Origin of the sequence: Trinickia mobilis, from assembly GCF_017315705.1 — a bacterium.
Lineage (GTDB): Bacteria > Pseudomonadota > Gammaproteobacteria > Burkholderiales > Burkholderiaceae > Trinickia_A > Trinickia_A mobilis.
On sequence record NZ_JAFLRF010000014.1, the window covers coordinates 146,203 to 160,636 of the forward strand.

At 62.4% G+C, this 14,434-nt stretch carries 16 protein-coding genes; 3 read left to right on the forward strand and 13 right to left on the reverse strand.

What is annotated here, in order from left to right; genetic code table 11:
* Positions 1 to 176 precede the first annotated feature (176 nt).
* Positions 177 to 959, forward strand: a complete 783-nt coding sequence (locus tag J3489_RS20630; protein WP_207001119.1) for an outer membrane lipoprotein — start codon at positions 177 to 179, stop codon at positions 957 to 959.
* A 111-nt stretch (positions 960 to 1,070) separates the two neighbouring features.
* On the opposite strand, the gene iscX is transcribed toward J3489_RS20630, so the two are convergent.
* From iscX to J3489_RS20690, 12 genes are all read right to left on the reverse strand, one after another.
* Positions 1,071 to 1,268 carry a Fe-S cluster assembly protein IscX gene (iscX, locus tag J3489_RS20635; RefSeq protein ID WP_137332061.1) on the reverse strand — a complete coding sequence of 66 codons (198 nt, stop codon included), beginning with the start codon at positions 1,266 to 1,268 and terminating at the stop codon, positions 1,071 to 1,073.
* A gap of 24 nt (positions 1,269 to 1,292) precedes the next feature.
* Positions 1,293 to 1,634, reverse strand: coding sequence for an ISC system 2Fe-2S type ferredoxin (gene fdx, locus J3489_RS20640; protein WP_207001120.1), 342 nt, complete (start codon positions 1,632 to 1,634; stop codon positions 1,293 to 1,295).
* A gap of 95 nt (positions 1,635 to 1,729) precedes the next feature.
* Positions 1,730 to 3,601 (reverse strand): Fe-S protein assembly chaperone HscA, encoded by a 1,872-nt coding sequence (hscA, locus tag J3489_RS20645; protein WP_207001121.1) that lies wholly within the window; start codon positions 3,599 to 3,601, stop codon positions 1,730 to 1,732.
* 87 nt (positions 3,602 to 3,688) lie between these two features.
* Positions 3,689 to 4,216 carry a Fe-S protein assembly co-chaperone HscB gene (gene hscB / locus J3489_RS20650; RefSeq protein ID WP_207001123.1) on the reverse strand — a complete coding sequence of 176 codons (528 nt, stop codon included), beginning with the start codon at positions 4,214 to 4,216 and terminating at the stop codon, positions 3,689 to 3,691.
* Between the two features lie 227 nt (positions 4,217 to 4,443).
* Positions 4,444 to 4,767 carry an iron-sulfur cluster assembly protein IscA gene (gene iscA / locus J3489_RS20655; protein ID WP_207001125.1) on the reverse strand — a complete coding sequence of 108 codons (324 nt, stop codon included), beginning with the start codon at positions 4,765 to 4,767 and terminating at the stop codon, positions 4,444 to 4,446.
* A gap of 29 nt (positions 4,768 to 4,796) precedes the next feature.
* The gene (iscU, locus tag J3489_RS20660) at positions 4,797 to 5,216 is read right to left on the reverse strand and encodes a Fe-S cluster assembly scaffold IscU (protein ID WP_207001127.1); all 420 of its coding nucleotides are present in this window, start codon (positions 5,214 to 5,216) and stop codon (positions 4,797 to 4,799) included.
* Positions 5,217 to 5,293: 77 nt separating this feature from the next.
* Positions 5,294 to 6,517 carry an IscS subfamily cysteine desulfurase gene (locus tag J3489_RS20665; RefSeq protein WP_207001129.1) on the reverse strand — a complete coding sequence of 408 codons (1,224 nt, stop codon included), beginning with the start codon at positions 6,515 to 6,517 and terminating at the stop codon, positions 5,294 to 5,296.
* Between the two features lie 66 nt (positions 6,518 to 6,583).
* The gene (gene iscR, locus J3489_RS20670) at positions 6,584 to 7,114 is read right to left on the reverse strand and encodes a Fe-S cluster assembly transcriptional regulator IscR (RefSeq protein WP_207001131.1); all 531 of its coding nucleotides are present in this window, start codon (positions 7,112 to 7,114) and stop codon (positions 6,584 to 6,586) included.
* Between the two features lie 105 nt (positions 7,115 to 7,219).
* Positions 7,220 to 7,708 carry a low molecular weight protein-tyrosine-phosphatase gene (locus J3489_RS20675; protein ID WP_207001132.1) on the reverse strand — a complete coding sequence of 163 codons (489 nt, stop codon included), beginning with the start codon at positions 7,706 to 7,708 and terminating at the stop codon, positions 7,220 to 7,222.
* Positions 7,709 to 7,789: 81 nt separating this feature from the next.
* Entirely contained in the window at positions 7,790 to 8,020 is a 231-nt protein-coding gene (locus tag J3489_RS20680; protein ID WP_207001133.1) for a hypothetical protein, read from the reverse strand.
* A 216-nt stretch (positions 8,021 to 8,236) separates the two neighbouring features.
* Positions 8,237 to 9,649, reverse strand: a complete 1,413-nt coding sequence (locus J3489_RS20685; protein ID WP_207001134.1) for a lactate utilization protein B — start codon at positions 9,647 to 9,649, stop codon at positions 8,237 to 8,239.
* Between the two features lie 45 nt (positions 9,650 to 9,694).
* Positions 9,695 to 10,417, reverse strand: coding sequence for a (Fe-S)-binding protein (locus tag J3489_RS20690; protein ID WP_207001135.1), 723 nt, complete (start codon positions 10,415 to 10,417; stop codon positions 9,695 to 9,697).
* Between the two features lie 180 nt (positions 10,418 to 10,597).
* On the opposite strand from J3489_RS20690, the gene J3489_RS20695 reads away from it, so the two are divergent.
* Positions 10,598 to 11,401, forward strand: a complete 804-nt coding sequence (locus J3489_RS20695) for an IclR family transcriptional regulator (protein WP_207001136.1) — start codon at positions 10,598 to 10,600, stop codon at positions 11,399 to 11,401.
* Positions 11,402 to 11,552: 151 nt separating this feature from the next.
* On the opposite strand, the gene pbpG is transcribed toward J3489_RS20695, so the two are convergent.
* Complete coding sequence (pbpG, locus tag J3489_RS20700) at positions 11,553 to 12,734, reverse strand: D-alanyl-D-alanine endopeptidase (RefSeq protein WP_207001137.1); 1,182 nt, start codon at positions 12,732 to 12,734, stop codon at positions 11,553 to 11,555.
* Between the two features lie 748 nt (positions 12,735 to 13,482).
* On the opposite strand from pbpG, the gene J3489_RS20705 reads away from it, so the two are divergent.
* The gene (locus J3489_RS20705; RefSeq protein ID WP_207001139.1) at positions 13,483 to 14,058 is read left to right on the forward strand and encodes a phasin family protein; all 576 of its coding nucleotides are present in this window, start codon (positions 13,483 to 13,485) and stop codon (positions 14,056 to 14,058) included.
* Positions 14,059 to 14,434: the final 376 nt, after the last annotated feature.

Here is a 14,434-nt window from a genome sequence, read left to right on the forward strand (position 1 = left end):
TCGGGCAGTTTTCGTTCGTGCTTTCGACCCTCGAACGGCCTTGATTTTGCGAGGGATAGCCCAAGCCGGCGCGGCAGGCGGGTTGGAAACGGTTACAAATGGAAACGCAAGCGCGCGCCATTTGCCGGAGACTATTGTCGTAGCTAGATCGACTCTGCTCAGACGGAGATTCCCAAATGGATAACCCGCATACGCCGACCACACCGCACCGCCGACTCCACCCGCTCATCGCCACTGCGGCGGCGGGCGTCATCGTCGCCAGCCTCGCCGCCACCGCGGCGATTACGGGCCTGTTCCCGAAGGCCTCCAGCTCCGACGCACAAGATAATCAGACTCAAGCCGCCGCGGTGACGTCGCAAAGCCAAGGCGTGGTCGATTCGGCCGCGCCGGCCAACCTGACGGCCAACGGCCAAGTAAGCCAGCCGGCCCAGCAAGCCGCGGCGCCTCAAGAGCAGCCGCAGACGATGTCTCCACAGCCAGCGGCCGCCGCGCCTGCAACGCCGGCCCCACCGGCTCAGCAAGCGGCGCAGGCTCAATATGCGCAGCAGCCCTCGCAGCCTCAATATGCGCAGCAGCCCTCGCAGCCGCAGTACGCGCAGCAGCAGCCGCAACCGGCACCGGCGTATTGCGCGACCTGCGGTACCGTCGAATCGATCGTCACGGTGAAGAAGGAAGGCCACGGCACCGGTGTCGGCGCAGTCGGCGGCGCAGTGGCAGGCGGCCTGGTCGGCAATATGTTCGGCCATGGCACCGGCCGCGCCGCGATGACGGTGCTCGGCGCGGTGGGCGGCGGCTTTGCGGGCAATTCGGTCGAGAAGCATCTGCGCAGCGAAACCGACTATCAGGTCCGCGTTAGGATGGAAAACGGCCATACGCGCTACTTCACGTATCGCGCAGCGCCGCCGTTCCAGCAAGGCGAGCGCGTGCGCGTCGAGAACGGCACCCTCGTTGCCGGTTAAGTCGCTTAAACCCGCTCAGTTCAGTCCGGGGGTGCTTCCGCTCTCGGCAAAAGAAAAGGCGATCCGAATTCGGATCGCCTTTTCTTTTGTGCCCGTGCTGCCGAATCGGAATTACTCGGCCGCGTCCTCGATCCAGGCCAACTGGATCGCCTCGAGAATCTTCTCGCTCGACCGATTGGGATCGTCGTCAAAACCTTCGAGTTCGGTGACCCAGCGATGCAAGTCGGTGAACCGCACATATTGCGGATCGATATCCGTGTGCTTGTCGGTCAAGGCCATCGCGATTTCTTGCGTATCGGTCCATTTCATGGCGTCTCGCTCCTTAGGGTCGGTTCAGTGATTTTCCTTAGCGTGGTTGATCGAATAACGCGGAATCTCCACGACGAGATCCTCGTTCTCCGGCACGAGCGTCTGACACGACAGCCGCGAAGTCGGCTCGAGCCCCCAAGCCTTGTCGAGCAGATCATCTTCGTCCTCTTCGGACGGCGTCAGCGCGTCGAACCCTTCGCGCACGATCACATGACACGTGGTACAAGCGCAAGACTTTTCGCATGCGTGCTCGATTTCGATACCGTTTTCGAGCAGGCTGTCGCACACGCTCTTGCCCGGCACGGCGTCGATCACGGCCCCCTCCGGGCATAGTTCGACGTGAGGCAGCACAACGATTTGAGGCATACGAATTCCGTTTTGACTATGTAGTGCCGCGGCGCCAAGCCGCCGCGGCATGTTACCGGCGGCCTCTTGCACCGCCCAAGATTCCTCGGACTCGATCAGATCTCGTCCAGCTTGCGGCCCGTCAACGCGAGCCGAATGCCCTTGTCCATGCGGCGCGCGGCGAACTCGTCGGTTTGTTCCGCGAGCGCCTTCGTCGCGGTTTCGATCGCGCCGGCATCATCGCCCTCGGCGAGCGTGCGCAGGGCAGCGAGCGAGGCGTCGACTTGCGCGCGCTCGTCGTCGGCCAGCAGTTCGCCGTCTGCAGCAAGCGCCGCTTCGGTCGCTTCGAGCATACGCTTCGCTTCGACCTGCGCTTCGCGCAACGCGCGTGCGCGCATGTCGATTTCCGCGGTCTTGAAGCTCTCTTCGAGCATCCGCGCGACGTCATCGTCCGCGAGACCGTATGACGGCTTGACGACAACCGACGCCTCCACGCCAGAATGCTGCTCGCGCGCAAACACCGACAGCAAGCCGTCCGCATCGACCTGGTAGGTCACGCGAATACGCGCCGCGCCCGCCGCCATCGGCGGGATGCCGCGCAGCTCGAAGCGCGCGAGCGACCGGCAGTCGGACACCAGCTCGCGCTCGCCCTGGACGACGTGGATCGCCATCGCGGTCTGGCCGTCCTTGAAGGTCGTGAAATCCTGCGCGCGCGCGACGGGAATCGTCGAATTGCGCGGGATGATTTTTTCGGTGAGGCCGCCCATCGTCTCTACGCCGAGCGAGAGCGGAATTACGTCGAGCAGCAGCCAGTCGTCGCCTTCGGCGCCGCGGTTGCCCGCGAGCAGATCGGCCTGGATCGCCGCGCCGAGCGCGACCACTTGATCGGGGTCGAGGTTGACGAGCGGCGGCTGGCCGAAGCACGCTTCGACCGCGCGCCGGATCACCGGCATGCGCGTCGCACCGCCGACCAGCACGACGCCTTTGACGTCCTTCGGCGCGATCTTCGCGTCGCGCAGCGCCTTCTTCGTGGGGCCGAGCGTGCGTTGCACGAGGTCACGCACGAGATCCGCGAACTCGCTTTCGCCGACCGCGACATCGAGCTTCGCGCCGCTCGACAGTGTCGCTTCGAGTTTCGCGCTCGGCGCCGCAGACAGCGCCTCTTTCGTCTCGCGCACGCGGTCGAGCAGCATCCGCACGTCTTCCGGCGTCAGGGCTGTCGCAGCGATGCCCGCCTTCGCGAGCACATGGCGGAAAAGCGCGTGGTCGAAGTCGTCACCGCCAAGCGCGGAATCGCCGCCTGCCGCCAGCACTTCGAACACGCCCTTCGTGAGCTTCAGGATCGACAGGTCGAAAGTGCCGCCCCCGAGGTCGTACACCGCGTAGAGCCCTTCCGCGCCGTTGTCGAGCCCGTAGGCGATCGCGGCCGCGGTCGGCTCGTTCAGGAGGCGCAACACGTTCAGGCCCGCGAGACGCGCGGCATCTTTGGTCGCCTGGCGCTGCGCTTCGTCGAAATACGCGGGCACGGTAATCACCGCGCCGACGAGTTCGTCGCCAAGCGAATCTTCGGCGCGCTGGCGCAGCGTCGCGAGAATTTCGGCCGACACTTCGACCGGACTCTTCACGCCATCGACAGTGCGGATCTGCACCATGCCGGGGGCATCGACGAAGTCATACGGCGCGTTCTCGTGGCCCTCGACTTCTTCCTTGCCGCGGCCCATGAAGCGCTTGACCGACACGATCGTGTTGCGCGGGTCGGAGGCCGCTTCCGCCTTCGCGGCGTGGCCGATGCGCCGGCCGCCCTTCTCCAGATAGCGGACCACCGACGGCAGCAGGAGATTGCCGTGCTCATCCGGCAGGACTTCGGGAACGCTGCTGCGCACCGCGGCGACGAGCGAGTTCGTCGTGCCGAGATCGATACCGACAGCGAGACGCCGTTGATGCGGCGCGGGGGCCATGCCAGGTTCGGAAATTTGAAGTAAAGCCATCAGTACTCTTCGGGGTTCATGCGTTCCCGCCATTATCGCGTTACCGGGCGGCGAGCGCGGCGTTGCCGCCCTTGCCGCCCGTTGTCGTCAGTGTTCGAGTCTTTCGATTTGCGTGCCGATTTCCGCCGCAACGCGTTCGATAAACATCAATTGCCGCACTGCCTCTGCCGCCGCCTGGTCGGCGCCGTTGTCGAGCAGTGCCGCAAGCTTGGTGAAGCGCACGCGCTCTTCCTCGCGCAGCTCGTTCAGGAGCGCATCGAGCGCGTCGATGTTCTTCGCCGCCGCGGCGTCTTCGACGCCTTCGCGCCACTCCATCTGCTGCATCAGGAACGCCGGCTCCATCGCCGTATTGCTTTCCATCGCGACATCGACGCCGCGAATCGACAGTAGATAGATCGCGCGTTTCAGCGGATCGCGCAGCGTACGATACGCCTCGTTCGCGCGCGTCGCCCACTGCATCGCGATGCGTTTTTGCGCGTCGCCGGCCGCGGCGAAGCGGTCCGGATGCACCTGCGTCTGCACGGTGCGGTATGCGTGCTCGAGCGTGTCGGCATCGAGCGTGTAGCGCGCCGGCAGTTGAAAGAGGTCGAAGTGGCTGTCGCTGATCGAGGCCATCGGATTACGTCGTCGGTTGAAATTGGAGCCTGAGTTTGCGTCCGGACCGGGCTGCGATGACGTTCATGAAATCGCGCAGACGCCAGCCGCAGAGAAACGAGAGACCAGCAAACAAAAAGGCGGCCCGCGCCGCCTCTTTCCCGTTCGAGCTTTGCATGGGACCCGAGTAAGTGCTCTGCATGGGGCAGGAGTAAGCGCTGAAGCGCAAACTCAGGTCGACAGCGCCATTACACCCGAAACGATTCGCCGCAGCCGCACTCGTCCTTCACGTTCGGGTTGTTGAACTTGAAACCCTCGTTCAACCCCTCGCGCGCGAAGTCGAGCTCGGTGCCGTCGATGTACGCCAGGCTCTTCGGATCGACCACGACCTTCACGCCGTTGCTCTCGAACACCTGATCTTCCGGCGCGAGCTCATCGACGTATTCGAGCTTGTACGCAAGACCGGAGCAACCGGTCGTGCGCACCCCGAGCCGCAGCCCAAGGCCTTTGCCCCGCCGCGTCAGGTACTTTTGCACGTGCTGTGCAGCCTTTTCGGTCAATGTGATTGCCATAGCGTTCTTCTCGTTCGGCAGGCCGCCGCTCAGGCGACTTGCTGCTTCGCTTCTTCCGACGTTTGCTCACCGCCGTGGCGCTGCTTGTAATCGGCGACGGCCGCCTTGATCGCGTCTTCCGCGAGGATCGAGCAGTGGATCTTCACCGGCGGCAGCGCGAGCTCTTCGGCGATCTGTGTGTTCTTGATCGTGAGCGCTTGATCGAGCGTCTTGCCCTTCACCCATTCGGTGACGAGCGAGCTCGATGCGATCGCCGAACCGCAGCCGTACGTCTTGAACTTTGCGTCTTCGATAATGCCGTCCGCACCCACGCGGATCTGCAGCTTCATCACGTCGCCGCACGCGGGTGCGCCGACCATGCCGGTGCCGACCGCATCGTCGTCCTTCGCGAACGAACCGACGTTACGCGGGTTTTCGTAATGGTCTAGAACTTTGTTGCTGTAAGACATGGTCACACTCCTTGATTCGATTCAGCATACATTCGATCACGACGTCCGGGTTGCCTGCGCCTCCTGGAGGCGCCTCTTTAGTGCGCGGCCCACTTGATCGTCGACAGATCGATGCCGTCTTGATGCATTTCCCAAAGCGGCGACAGATCGCGCAGTTTTGCAATCTTGCTCCTCAACAGATTGACGACGTAATCGACATCCTGTTCCGTCGTGAAGCGGCCGACCGTGAAGCGGATCGAGCTGTGCGCGAGTTCGTCGTTGCGGCCGAGCGCGCGCAGCACGTACGACGGCTCCAGCGACGCCGACGTGCACGCCGAACCCGACGACACCGCGACATCCTTGATCGCCATGATCAGCGACTCGCCTTCGACAAAATTGAAGCTGATGTTCAGGTTGTGCGGAATGCGCTGTTCCATGTCGCCGTTCACGTAGACCTCTTCGATCTCCGAGAGGCCGCGCAGCAGCTTGTCGCGCAGCATCCGCACGCGCTCGTTTTCCGTCGCCATTTCTTCGCGCGCTATCCGGAACGCTTCGCCCATGCCGACGATCTGATGCGTCGCCAGCGTGCCCGAGCGCATGCCGCGCTCGTGGCCGCCGCCGTGCATTTGCGCTTCGATACGCACGCGCGGCTTGCGACGCACGTACAGCGCGCCGATGCCCTTCGGGCCATAAGTCTTGTGCGCCGAGAACGACATCAGGTCGACCTTGAGTTTGTTCAGGTCGATCTCGACCTTGCCGGTGGCCTGCGCCGCATCGACGTGGAAAATAATGCCTTTTTCACGGCAGATTTCGCCGATCGCCGCGATGTCCTGAATCACGCCGATCTCGTTGTTCACGAACATCACCGACACGAGAATCGTGTCCGGGCGCAACGCAGCCTTGAACAGGTCCAGGTCGATCAGGCCGTCGGCCTTCACGTCCAGATAGGTGACTTCGAAACCGTCGCGCTCGAGCTCGCGGCAGGTGTCGAGCACCGCTTTGTGCTCGGTCTTCACCGTGATGATGTGCTTGCCCTTGCTCTTGTAGAAGTGCGCGGCGCCCTTGATCGCGAGGTTGTCCGACTCTGTCGCGCCCGACGTCCAGATGATTTCGCGCGGATCGGCATTGACGAGCGCCGCGACGTTCTCGCGCGCTTCTTCGACTGCACGTTCCGCGTCCCAGCCGTACGAATGGCTGCGCGACGCCGGATTGCCGAACTGTTCGCGCAGGTACGGGATCATCTTGTCCACCACGCGCGGATCGACCGGCGTCGTCGCGCTGTAGTCCATGTAAATGGGCAGGTGGGGAATATCGTTTTTCATCAATCGCTCCGGGGAATCAATGCACAGCTCAACGGCTGGCGGTTCGGCTCTGTGGGGAATGAGCGCTTACGAACTCGCCATATTGAAAACGGAATTCGGCCCCTTCGGCACCACCCGCGGGGGTTCGGCGGCAGGCGGTTCGGTGCGGCGATCACGCAGCACGGCAGGCGCACCTTCGCGCGAACGCTGCTGGTCGACCAGGTCTTTCAGCGAGACGGAATCGAGATACTCGACCATCTTCTGATTGAGCGTGGCCCACAGCTCATGCGTCATGCAGTGGCCGTCGTGCTGTTTCGTGCCTTCGCACGAACCCTTGCCGCCGCATTGCGTGGCATCGAGCGGCTCGTCGACCGCGATGATGATATCGGCGACCGTCACGTCTTCCGCGCGGCGCGCGAGGTTGTATCCGCCGCCGGGTCCGCGCACGGACTCGACGATTTCATGGCGGCGCAGCTTGCCGAATAGCTGCTCGAGATACGAGAGCGAGATGCGCTGGCGCTGGCTGATGCCGGCCAGCGTCACCGGGCCCTGCTCTTGGCGCAGTGCCAAGTCGATCATCGCCGTGACGGCGAAACGGCCTTTCGTGGTGAGTCTCATAATGTCTGGGGGACAGCAATCTTGACGATTTTGGTCAAGTATAAATACATGACAAAATTAGTCAAGTATCCCTATCTCGATTCCGGTTATTCGCGAAGCAACTGATTAATTCCCGGCCGCCAGCCTTGCTCGTAGCTCGGCTAACAGACCCTGGCACGCTTTTTCGCATTGATCGAGCACCTGCTCGAATCCCTGGGCGCCGCCGAAATACGGGTCTGCGACCTCGTGGCTTTCGGCTTGCGCCGCAAATTCCATCAGCAGACGCGCCTTGTGCCGATGCTCCAGCGGACATAGCTTGTGCAATTCGCGCAGATTCGCGTCGTCCATCGCGAGCAGCAGGTCGAAGCGTTCGAAATCGGCTTTGCCGATCTGGCGGCCGCGCAGCGCCGACAGATCGTAGCCGCGTTGCCGCGCGGCGCCCTGCGCCCGCGCATCCGGTGCTTCGCCGATGTGCCAGTTACCGGTGCCCGCCGAGTCTACGACAATCCGCGACGCCAATCCCGCAGCCTCGATCTGCGCACGCATCACCGCCTCGGCAGTGGGCGAACGGCAAATGTTGCCAAGGCAGACGAAGCAGATCGCAACGGATTTCATTGAGGGCGATTCACGTTGAAATAACAACGAGGCAAAGCAGACGCGCGATTATACAAAGACGCGCAAATCCTCGCCCGCCGCTCACGACGCTTCCGACGCCCCGAACGATACGTTCCGGTGCACCGCCGGCAGCGCCTTTGGCGTGCTGTCCGTGATGTAGCCGTAGGAAACCGTGCGGGCCAGCTCGGCCGTCACCTGGTAAGCCGCGAGCGGCGCGTGCGCGGCCGCATCGCTGTAGGCGTGCAGATAAGCGACTGCGGCGAGCGGCACGATGACCGCCAGCGGCCAGTAAATAGATATTTTCTTTTTCATGATGTGCTCTCTCGGAAATGGCGCGGAGTACTCACCCATGGCGCCAAGTCCAAATTCTATAGACAGCATCTATCGAGAAAAAGCACCGGATAGCGAATAGAGTGTTGCACTGACGCAAACAATCGCGGTATAGGCAGCGAACCCTGCCGCGGCGGTACCCGGCATTGCCTGACGTGCAGCCGTACCAGCCTGAGGTCGGCCGCGCGAGTTGCGCGATCAGCCGATATGGCTGCGTTGCGCGGCGTACAACTCGCGGAACGTCCGTCCGGCAGGCGCCGGCATATCGCGCGTCGCCGTCCAGCCATGCGCAAGCGGCAAGCGCGAAATCGCACGCCGCTGCCCGCCGGCGCGCTCGAGCACCCGCACCGCGAGTTTCGTCACCAGGTTGTACAGGCCCGGGCGCAGCGCGAGAAAGCCCCAGACCGCAAGCCCGGCCCGCTCGCTCCAAGGGCGCAAATGCCGCTCCATTTGCTTTTCGCGCAGCTTGCGCAGCAAGTCCGAAAGCGGAATTCCGACCGGGCAGACGCTATTGCATTCGCCGCACAACGTCGCGGCTTGCGGCAGGTCGAGCGCCTTCTCGAGACCGACATAGCTCGGTGTCAGCACCGAGCCCATCGGACCGGGATACACCCATCCGTAGGTGTGGCCGCCGACCTTCTGATACACGGGGCAGTGATTCATGCACGCGCCGCAGCGGATACAGCGCAGCATCTCCTGAAACTCACCGCCGATGAGCCCCGTACGGCCGCCGTCCACCAGGACGACGTACATATGCTCAGGCCCGTCCTGATCGCCCGCGGCGCGGGGCCCGGTCAGCACGGAGAAGTAGTTCGACGTGGTCTGCCCCGTCGCCGAGCGCGGCAACAAGCGCATTGCGGTGGCGAGGTCTTCGAGCGTCGGCAGCACTTTCTCGATGCCCGTCACCGCGACGTGCACACGCGGCATCACCGTGCACATCCCTTCGTTGCCTTCGTTCGTCACGATCGCGACCGACCCGGTCTCGGCGATCACGAAGTTGCCGCCCGTGACGCCCATGTCCGCCGACATGAAATGCGGACGCAGCACTTCGCGCGCCTCGCGCGTCATCTGCGTGATCTCAGTCAGACGCGCGCGTCCGTGCGTCTTCGCGAACAGGTCCGCGATCTCTTCCTTGTCCTTGTGGACGACGGGCGCAATGATGTGGCTCGGCGGCTCGTTGTCGTTGATCTGGAGGATATATTCGCCCAGGTCGGTCTCGATCGACTGCACGCCCATTTCGCCGAGCACGGCATTCAGGCGCATCTCCTCGGTCACCATCGACTTCGTCTTGATGACCTTCTGCACGTCGTGCTTTTTCGCGATATCCGCGACGAGCCGCGCCGCTTCCTGCGTCGTCTCCGCGAACAGCACCGTGACGCCGCGACGCGCCGCCTCGCGCTCGAACGTTTCGAGCCAGACGTCGAGGTTTTCCAGCGCGCGGTTGCGGCGCGCTTTCAGCGCGGCGCGCGTGGCGGGGAAATCGATCGCGGTCATCGCGGTCGCGCGCGCCGAGACGAACTTCGTCGACAGCTTGGTCAGATTCTGCTGGAGACGCTGGTCGGCGAGCTTCTGGCCCGCGCGCGCCTTGAATTGCATCGATTGAACTTGCATGAGGCGGCCTTGGAGAGAAGGTGAGAAGCGCGGCGGCAAGCCGATCTATGCGTCGCCCGCGAGGACCTGCGCGATGTGCAGGACGCGCGTCTTGGTGTGGCCGGTGCGCCGCAGGCGCCCTTCTATATTGAGCATGCAGCCGAGGTCGCCGAGCACAACCGCGTCGGCCCCGCTCGCCTGGATATTCGCGCATTTCTCGTCGACGATCGCCGTCGAGATGTTGCCGTACTTCACGGCGAACGTGCCGCCGAAGCCGCAACAATGCTCGCAGCCCTTCATCTCGGTGACCGGCACGCCGGCTTGCGCGAGCAGCGCGCGCGGCTGGGCCTTCACACCAAGCTCGCGTAAGCCCGAGCACGAATCGTGATACGTAACCGTTCCTTCGAACCCAAGCGGAGCCAGCTCGATTTTCGCAACGTTCACGAGGAAATCGGTCAGCTCGAAGACTTTCGGACGCAGCCGCCCGTAGCGGCTCATCAGCTCGGGATCGTCGGAGAACAAGTCGCCGTAATGCACGCCGATCATGCCGCCGCACGAGCCCGACGGCACCACCACATAATCGAATTGCTCGAACTCGCGCAGCGTCTTTTCGGCGAGATCGCGCGCGAGGCTGCGGTCGCCGGAGTTGTAGGCGGGCTGCCCGCAGCAGGTCTGCGCAGGCGGAACGACGACCGCGAAACCCGCGCGCTCGATCAGCTTGATGACGGAAAATCCGATTTCCGGGCGCATCAGGTCAATCAGGCAGGTAACGAACAATCCGACTCGCATAGCCCCTCCTTCGAGAAAACATCTGCGATTATCCGCTGTTTGGTTCGCATCTCCAACGCCGAAGCACTGCGGGAAGCCCGAATCGCCGGTCCGAGGATTCGCGCAAACGCCGTTCGCTTTTTTCACGATACGAGATACAATCGATTTTCCCGCTGTTGACGCGTCAAGCGATTTTTCACGATGAGCGAAACGAATCCGGATTCCAAAACGTCGATTCAGGTCATCGAGCGCATGATGCGCCTGTTGGACGCCCTCGCCGCCCATACCGACCCGGTCAGCCTCAAGGAACTTGCCCAGCGCACCGATCTGCATCCATCGACGGCCCACCGCATTCTGAACGACATGGTGACCTGCCGCCTGGTGGACCGCTCCGACCCCGGCACGTACCGGCTCGGCATGCGGCTGCTGGAACTCGGCAACCTCGTCAAAGCCCGCCTTTCGGTGCGCGACGCCGCACTGCAGCCGATGCGCGAGCTGCACCGGATGACGGGGCAGACCGTCAATCTGTCGGTGCGGCAGGGCGATGAGATCGTCTATATCGAGCGCGCCTATTCGGAGCGCTCGGGCATGCAGGTGGTGCGGGCGATCGGCGGACGCGCGCCGCTGCACCTGACCTCTGTCGGCAAGCTCTTTCTCGCGGCCGACGAATCGTCACGCGTTCGCGCTTACGCGACGCGCACCGGGCTCTCGGGGCACACGCAAAACAGCATTACGGATATCTCGAAGCTCGAGCGCGAGCTGCTGCATGTCCGGCAGCAGGCCTGCGCGCGCGATAACGAAGAGCTCGAGCTGGGCGTGCGCTGCATCGCAGCAGGGATTTACGACGATACGGGCAAGCTGGTGGCGGGCCTGTCGCTGTCAGCGCCGGCCGACCGGCTGCAGGACGCCTGGCTAGGCCAGGTAAGCCGTACCGCGCTCGTGATTTCGGAATCGCTCGGCTATCGGCCGGAAGCAGCGCATTCGGACGCTCATAAGCGAGCTTGAGGGGCAGGCCATGCCCCTTCGGCGCCTTTGCTCCGATTCGCGGGCGCGATGGACTTGGGCGGCTCCCTGCGCGCCCATCAAGCGCACCGATCGATGATCCATAAAAAAGCCCCGCAATTGCGGGGCTTTAAAAATTAGGGACGCGCTAGAATCACGTGCCGCTGCCGCCTGCATCGGCGCTGGTGATGCGTTGAGCGCCGCCGGCGTCGAGCCAATTGCGCACGCGCGTCGCGTCGGCGAATCGCGAATACTTGCCCGACGAATCCAGCAACACCATGATCACCGGACGGCCTTCGATCGTGGCCTGCATCACGAGGCACTCACCGGCTTCGTTGATGAAGCCCGTCTTCTGCAGGCCGATATCCCAAGTCGGGTTGCGCACCAGCGCATTCGTGCTGCGATAGGCCAGCGTACGCTTGCCGGTGAAGACGTCATAGCTTTCGTCCGTCGAGAACCTGCGGATCAGCGGATATTGATACGCCGCGTTGACCATCTTTATGAGATCGCGCGCGCTCGAGACGTTCTGGCTCGTCAAACCGGTCGGGTTTTCGAAGTGCGTATCGGTCATGCCGAGCTGCTTCGCCTTCGCATTCATCGCCTCCAGGAACGCCGGGCGGCCGCCCGGATAGTAGCGCGACAGCGCCGCCGCGGCGCGGTTTTCCGACGCCATCAGCGCGATATGCAGCATATCTTCACGCGATAGCACCGAGCCGACCGACAAACGCGAGCCCGTGTTCTTTTCGTAATCGCGATCTTCGTCGGTGACTTCGATCTGATCGGTCATCGGCAGCTTCGAATCCAGCACGACCATCGCGGTCATCAGCTTCGTGATCGACGCGATCGGCACGACAGCGCGCGAGTTTTTGTCGAACAGCGTGTCGCCCGTATTCTGATCGACGACGTAAGCGACGCTAGAACGCAATGCGAGCGCGTCAGGCGTGTCGTGCAGGCCGAACACCTGCCCGACCGACTGCGGACGCGGCGCGAACGCCACTTTGCGCACCGCCGTGTGACGGCCATGCGCGTTCATCGTATAGGAGACGCGCTTCTTCTTCGATTCGACGCGAGCCGGCGCCTGATCGCTCTGCGCGGACGCGGTTTTCGCGGCGTTCGACGATTTTCGCGTGGTTTCCGAAGAGAGTTTCTTCTTGTGCAGCTTGGCCGATTTCGACGGCGCGGCCGTCGCGGGGGCTGATGAGTCGGCGGATGCGGCAAGGGCATTGACCGGAGCGGCAAGCGCTGCGGCAATCACCATCGAGGTGGCAACCGACATCGCGGTGCTTAGCGCCACACCTTGCATCACTTTGATCGACGAAAACATTTCGGTTTTCATTGGTGTTCTGTATAGAGCAGGCGAGAGTTTTCTCGCCAGTGTAGTAAAGCTGCGAAAAATAAGCAATATTAAGCACTTATCGAGTGTACTTAAACCGACTTATAAGAACGGATTGTAAAAAACCAATAAGCACCACGTAAGCAATCAAAAATATCGATCGCCGGGCCGGCGCAACGCTCACGGGCACCGCCATAGGCCTATTCGACCTGCACTGGTGCGCGACCAGTACCGGCCGCACCTCACCGATAGCACTTATCCGCATATCGGCAATGCCAGCACGAACTTGAGCGGGGGAAAACACGGATCGCGCCGATGGTACAACGAACGGTCGGCGCGCGAAGTCCGCCGGACAGCCTCCCATGCCGAATCTTAAGCGTCTGTTGCAATTCCCGAGGCGCGCGCATTCGACCGGGCAGTTTCCTTAACGTTCAATGACAATCTTCGGTTTACGCCCCAAATTCGCCCGCCACAATCGGATACCCTTCCGCCAACGCCGATCCGTCGCACGGCACAATCGGTGTAAATCCCATCAAGCGCCTCATTCTGCATTGACTTAAGGCGTTGTTTTATAGATAAATTCTCGACATTGTGCATTGCACCAAATGTGCTTGACATTTGTACATGCCATTCTAAAATGGGAACCATTGTTGCGACGCACAATGCATCGCGCGCTTGAAGCGGTTCTCCTCTCGTTTTGCTGTCAAACCATCGATCTGCGCTAGACAGATCAAATCCCAGGAGCGTAAACATGACTCTGCTGACCCCCGAGCAATTTGCCGCAGCACAGAAGGCCAACCTCGAAGCTCTCTTCGATCTGACGAACAAGGCGTTCGAAGGCATCGAAAAGCTGGTTGAGCTGAACCTGCAAGTCGTGAAATCGACGCTCGCGGAAAGCCAGGAAAACGCACAACGTGCGCTGTCGACCAAAGACGCGCAAGAATTCCTCTCGCTTCAAGCCAGCCTGACGCAACCGGTGGCCGAAAAGGTTCTGTCGTACGGTCGTCATCTGTATGAAATCGCGTCGGCTACGCAAGCCGAATTCGCGAAGGTCGCAGAAGCGCAATACGAAGAGCAAAACCGCAAGGTCCAAGCGCTCGTCGACAACGTCGCGAAGAACGCCCCGGCCGGCTCGGAAACCGCTGTCGCCGTGATGAAGTCGGCGATCACCGCCGCCAACACGACCTACGAAACGGTTCACAAGGCAACGAAGCAAGCTGTCGAAATCGCAGAAAGCAACTTCAACGCCGCCGCTACGGCTGCCACGAAGGCTGCTCAGCAAGCCGCTTCGCAAGCTTCGCGCGCAGCGAAGAAGCCGGTTGCCTAAAGTCGGTCCGTGCCCGCGGCATCTATCGCGGGCGCAAACGTTCAGTATCGTAAGCAATAGCGCGGCCTATCCGGTTCTCCCAGGCGGATAGGTTGCCCAGAGCCCCGATACGGCAAGCAGCGTATCGTTACCCCGGCCCCTAGGCCGGGATTTTTTTGTCGGCCAGAGTTAGCGCTTTACCCGCGGTCGACCGGAGTTAGTGCTTCAGTACTGACTCCGGCCCCATGCAGAGCACTTACTCGGGTCCCATGCAACTCTGCCGCGCAGTTCGCGAGTGCCGATGTCGGGTCCCGATCGCTGAATCGGCATAGGGGGCAGTCATATATGACTGCGCCCCTGCCATACCACCCGGCGTGCGGGTCCGCACCGGGCGGTT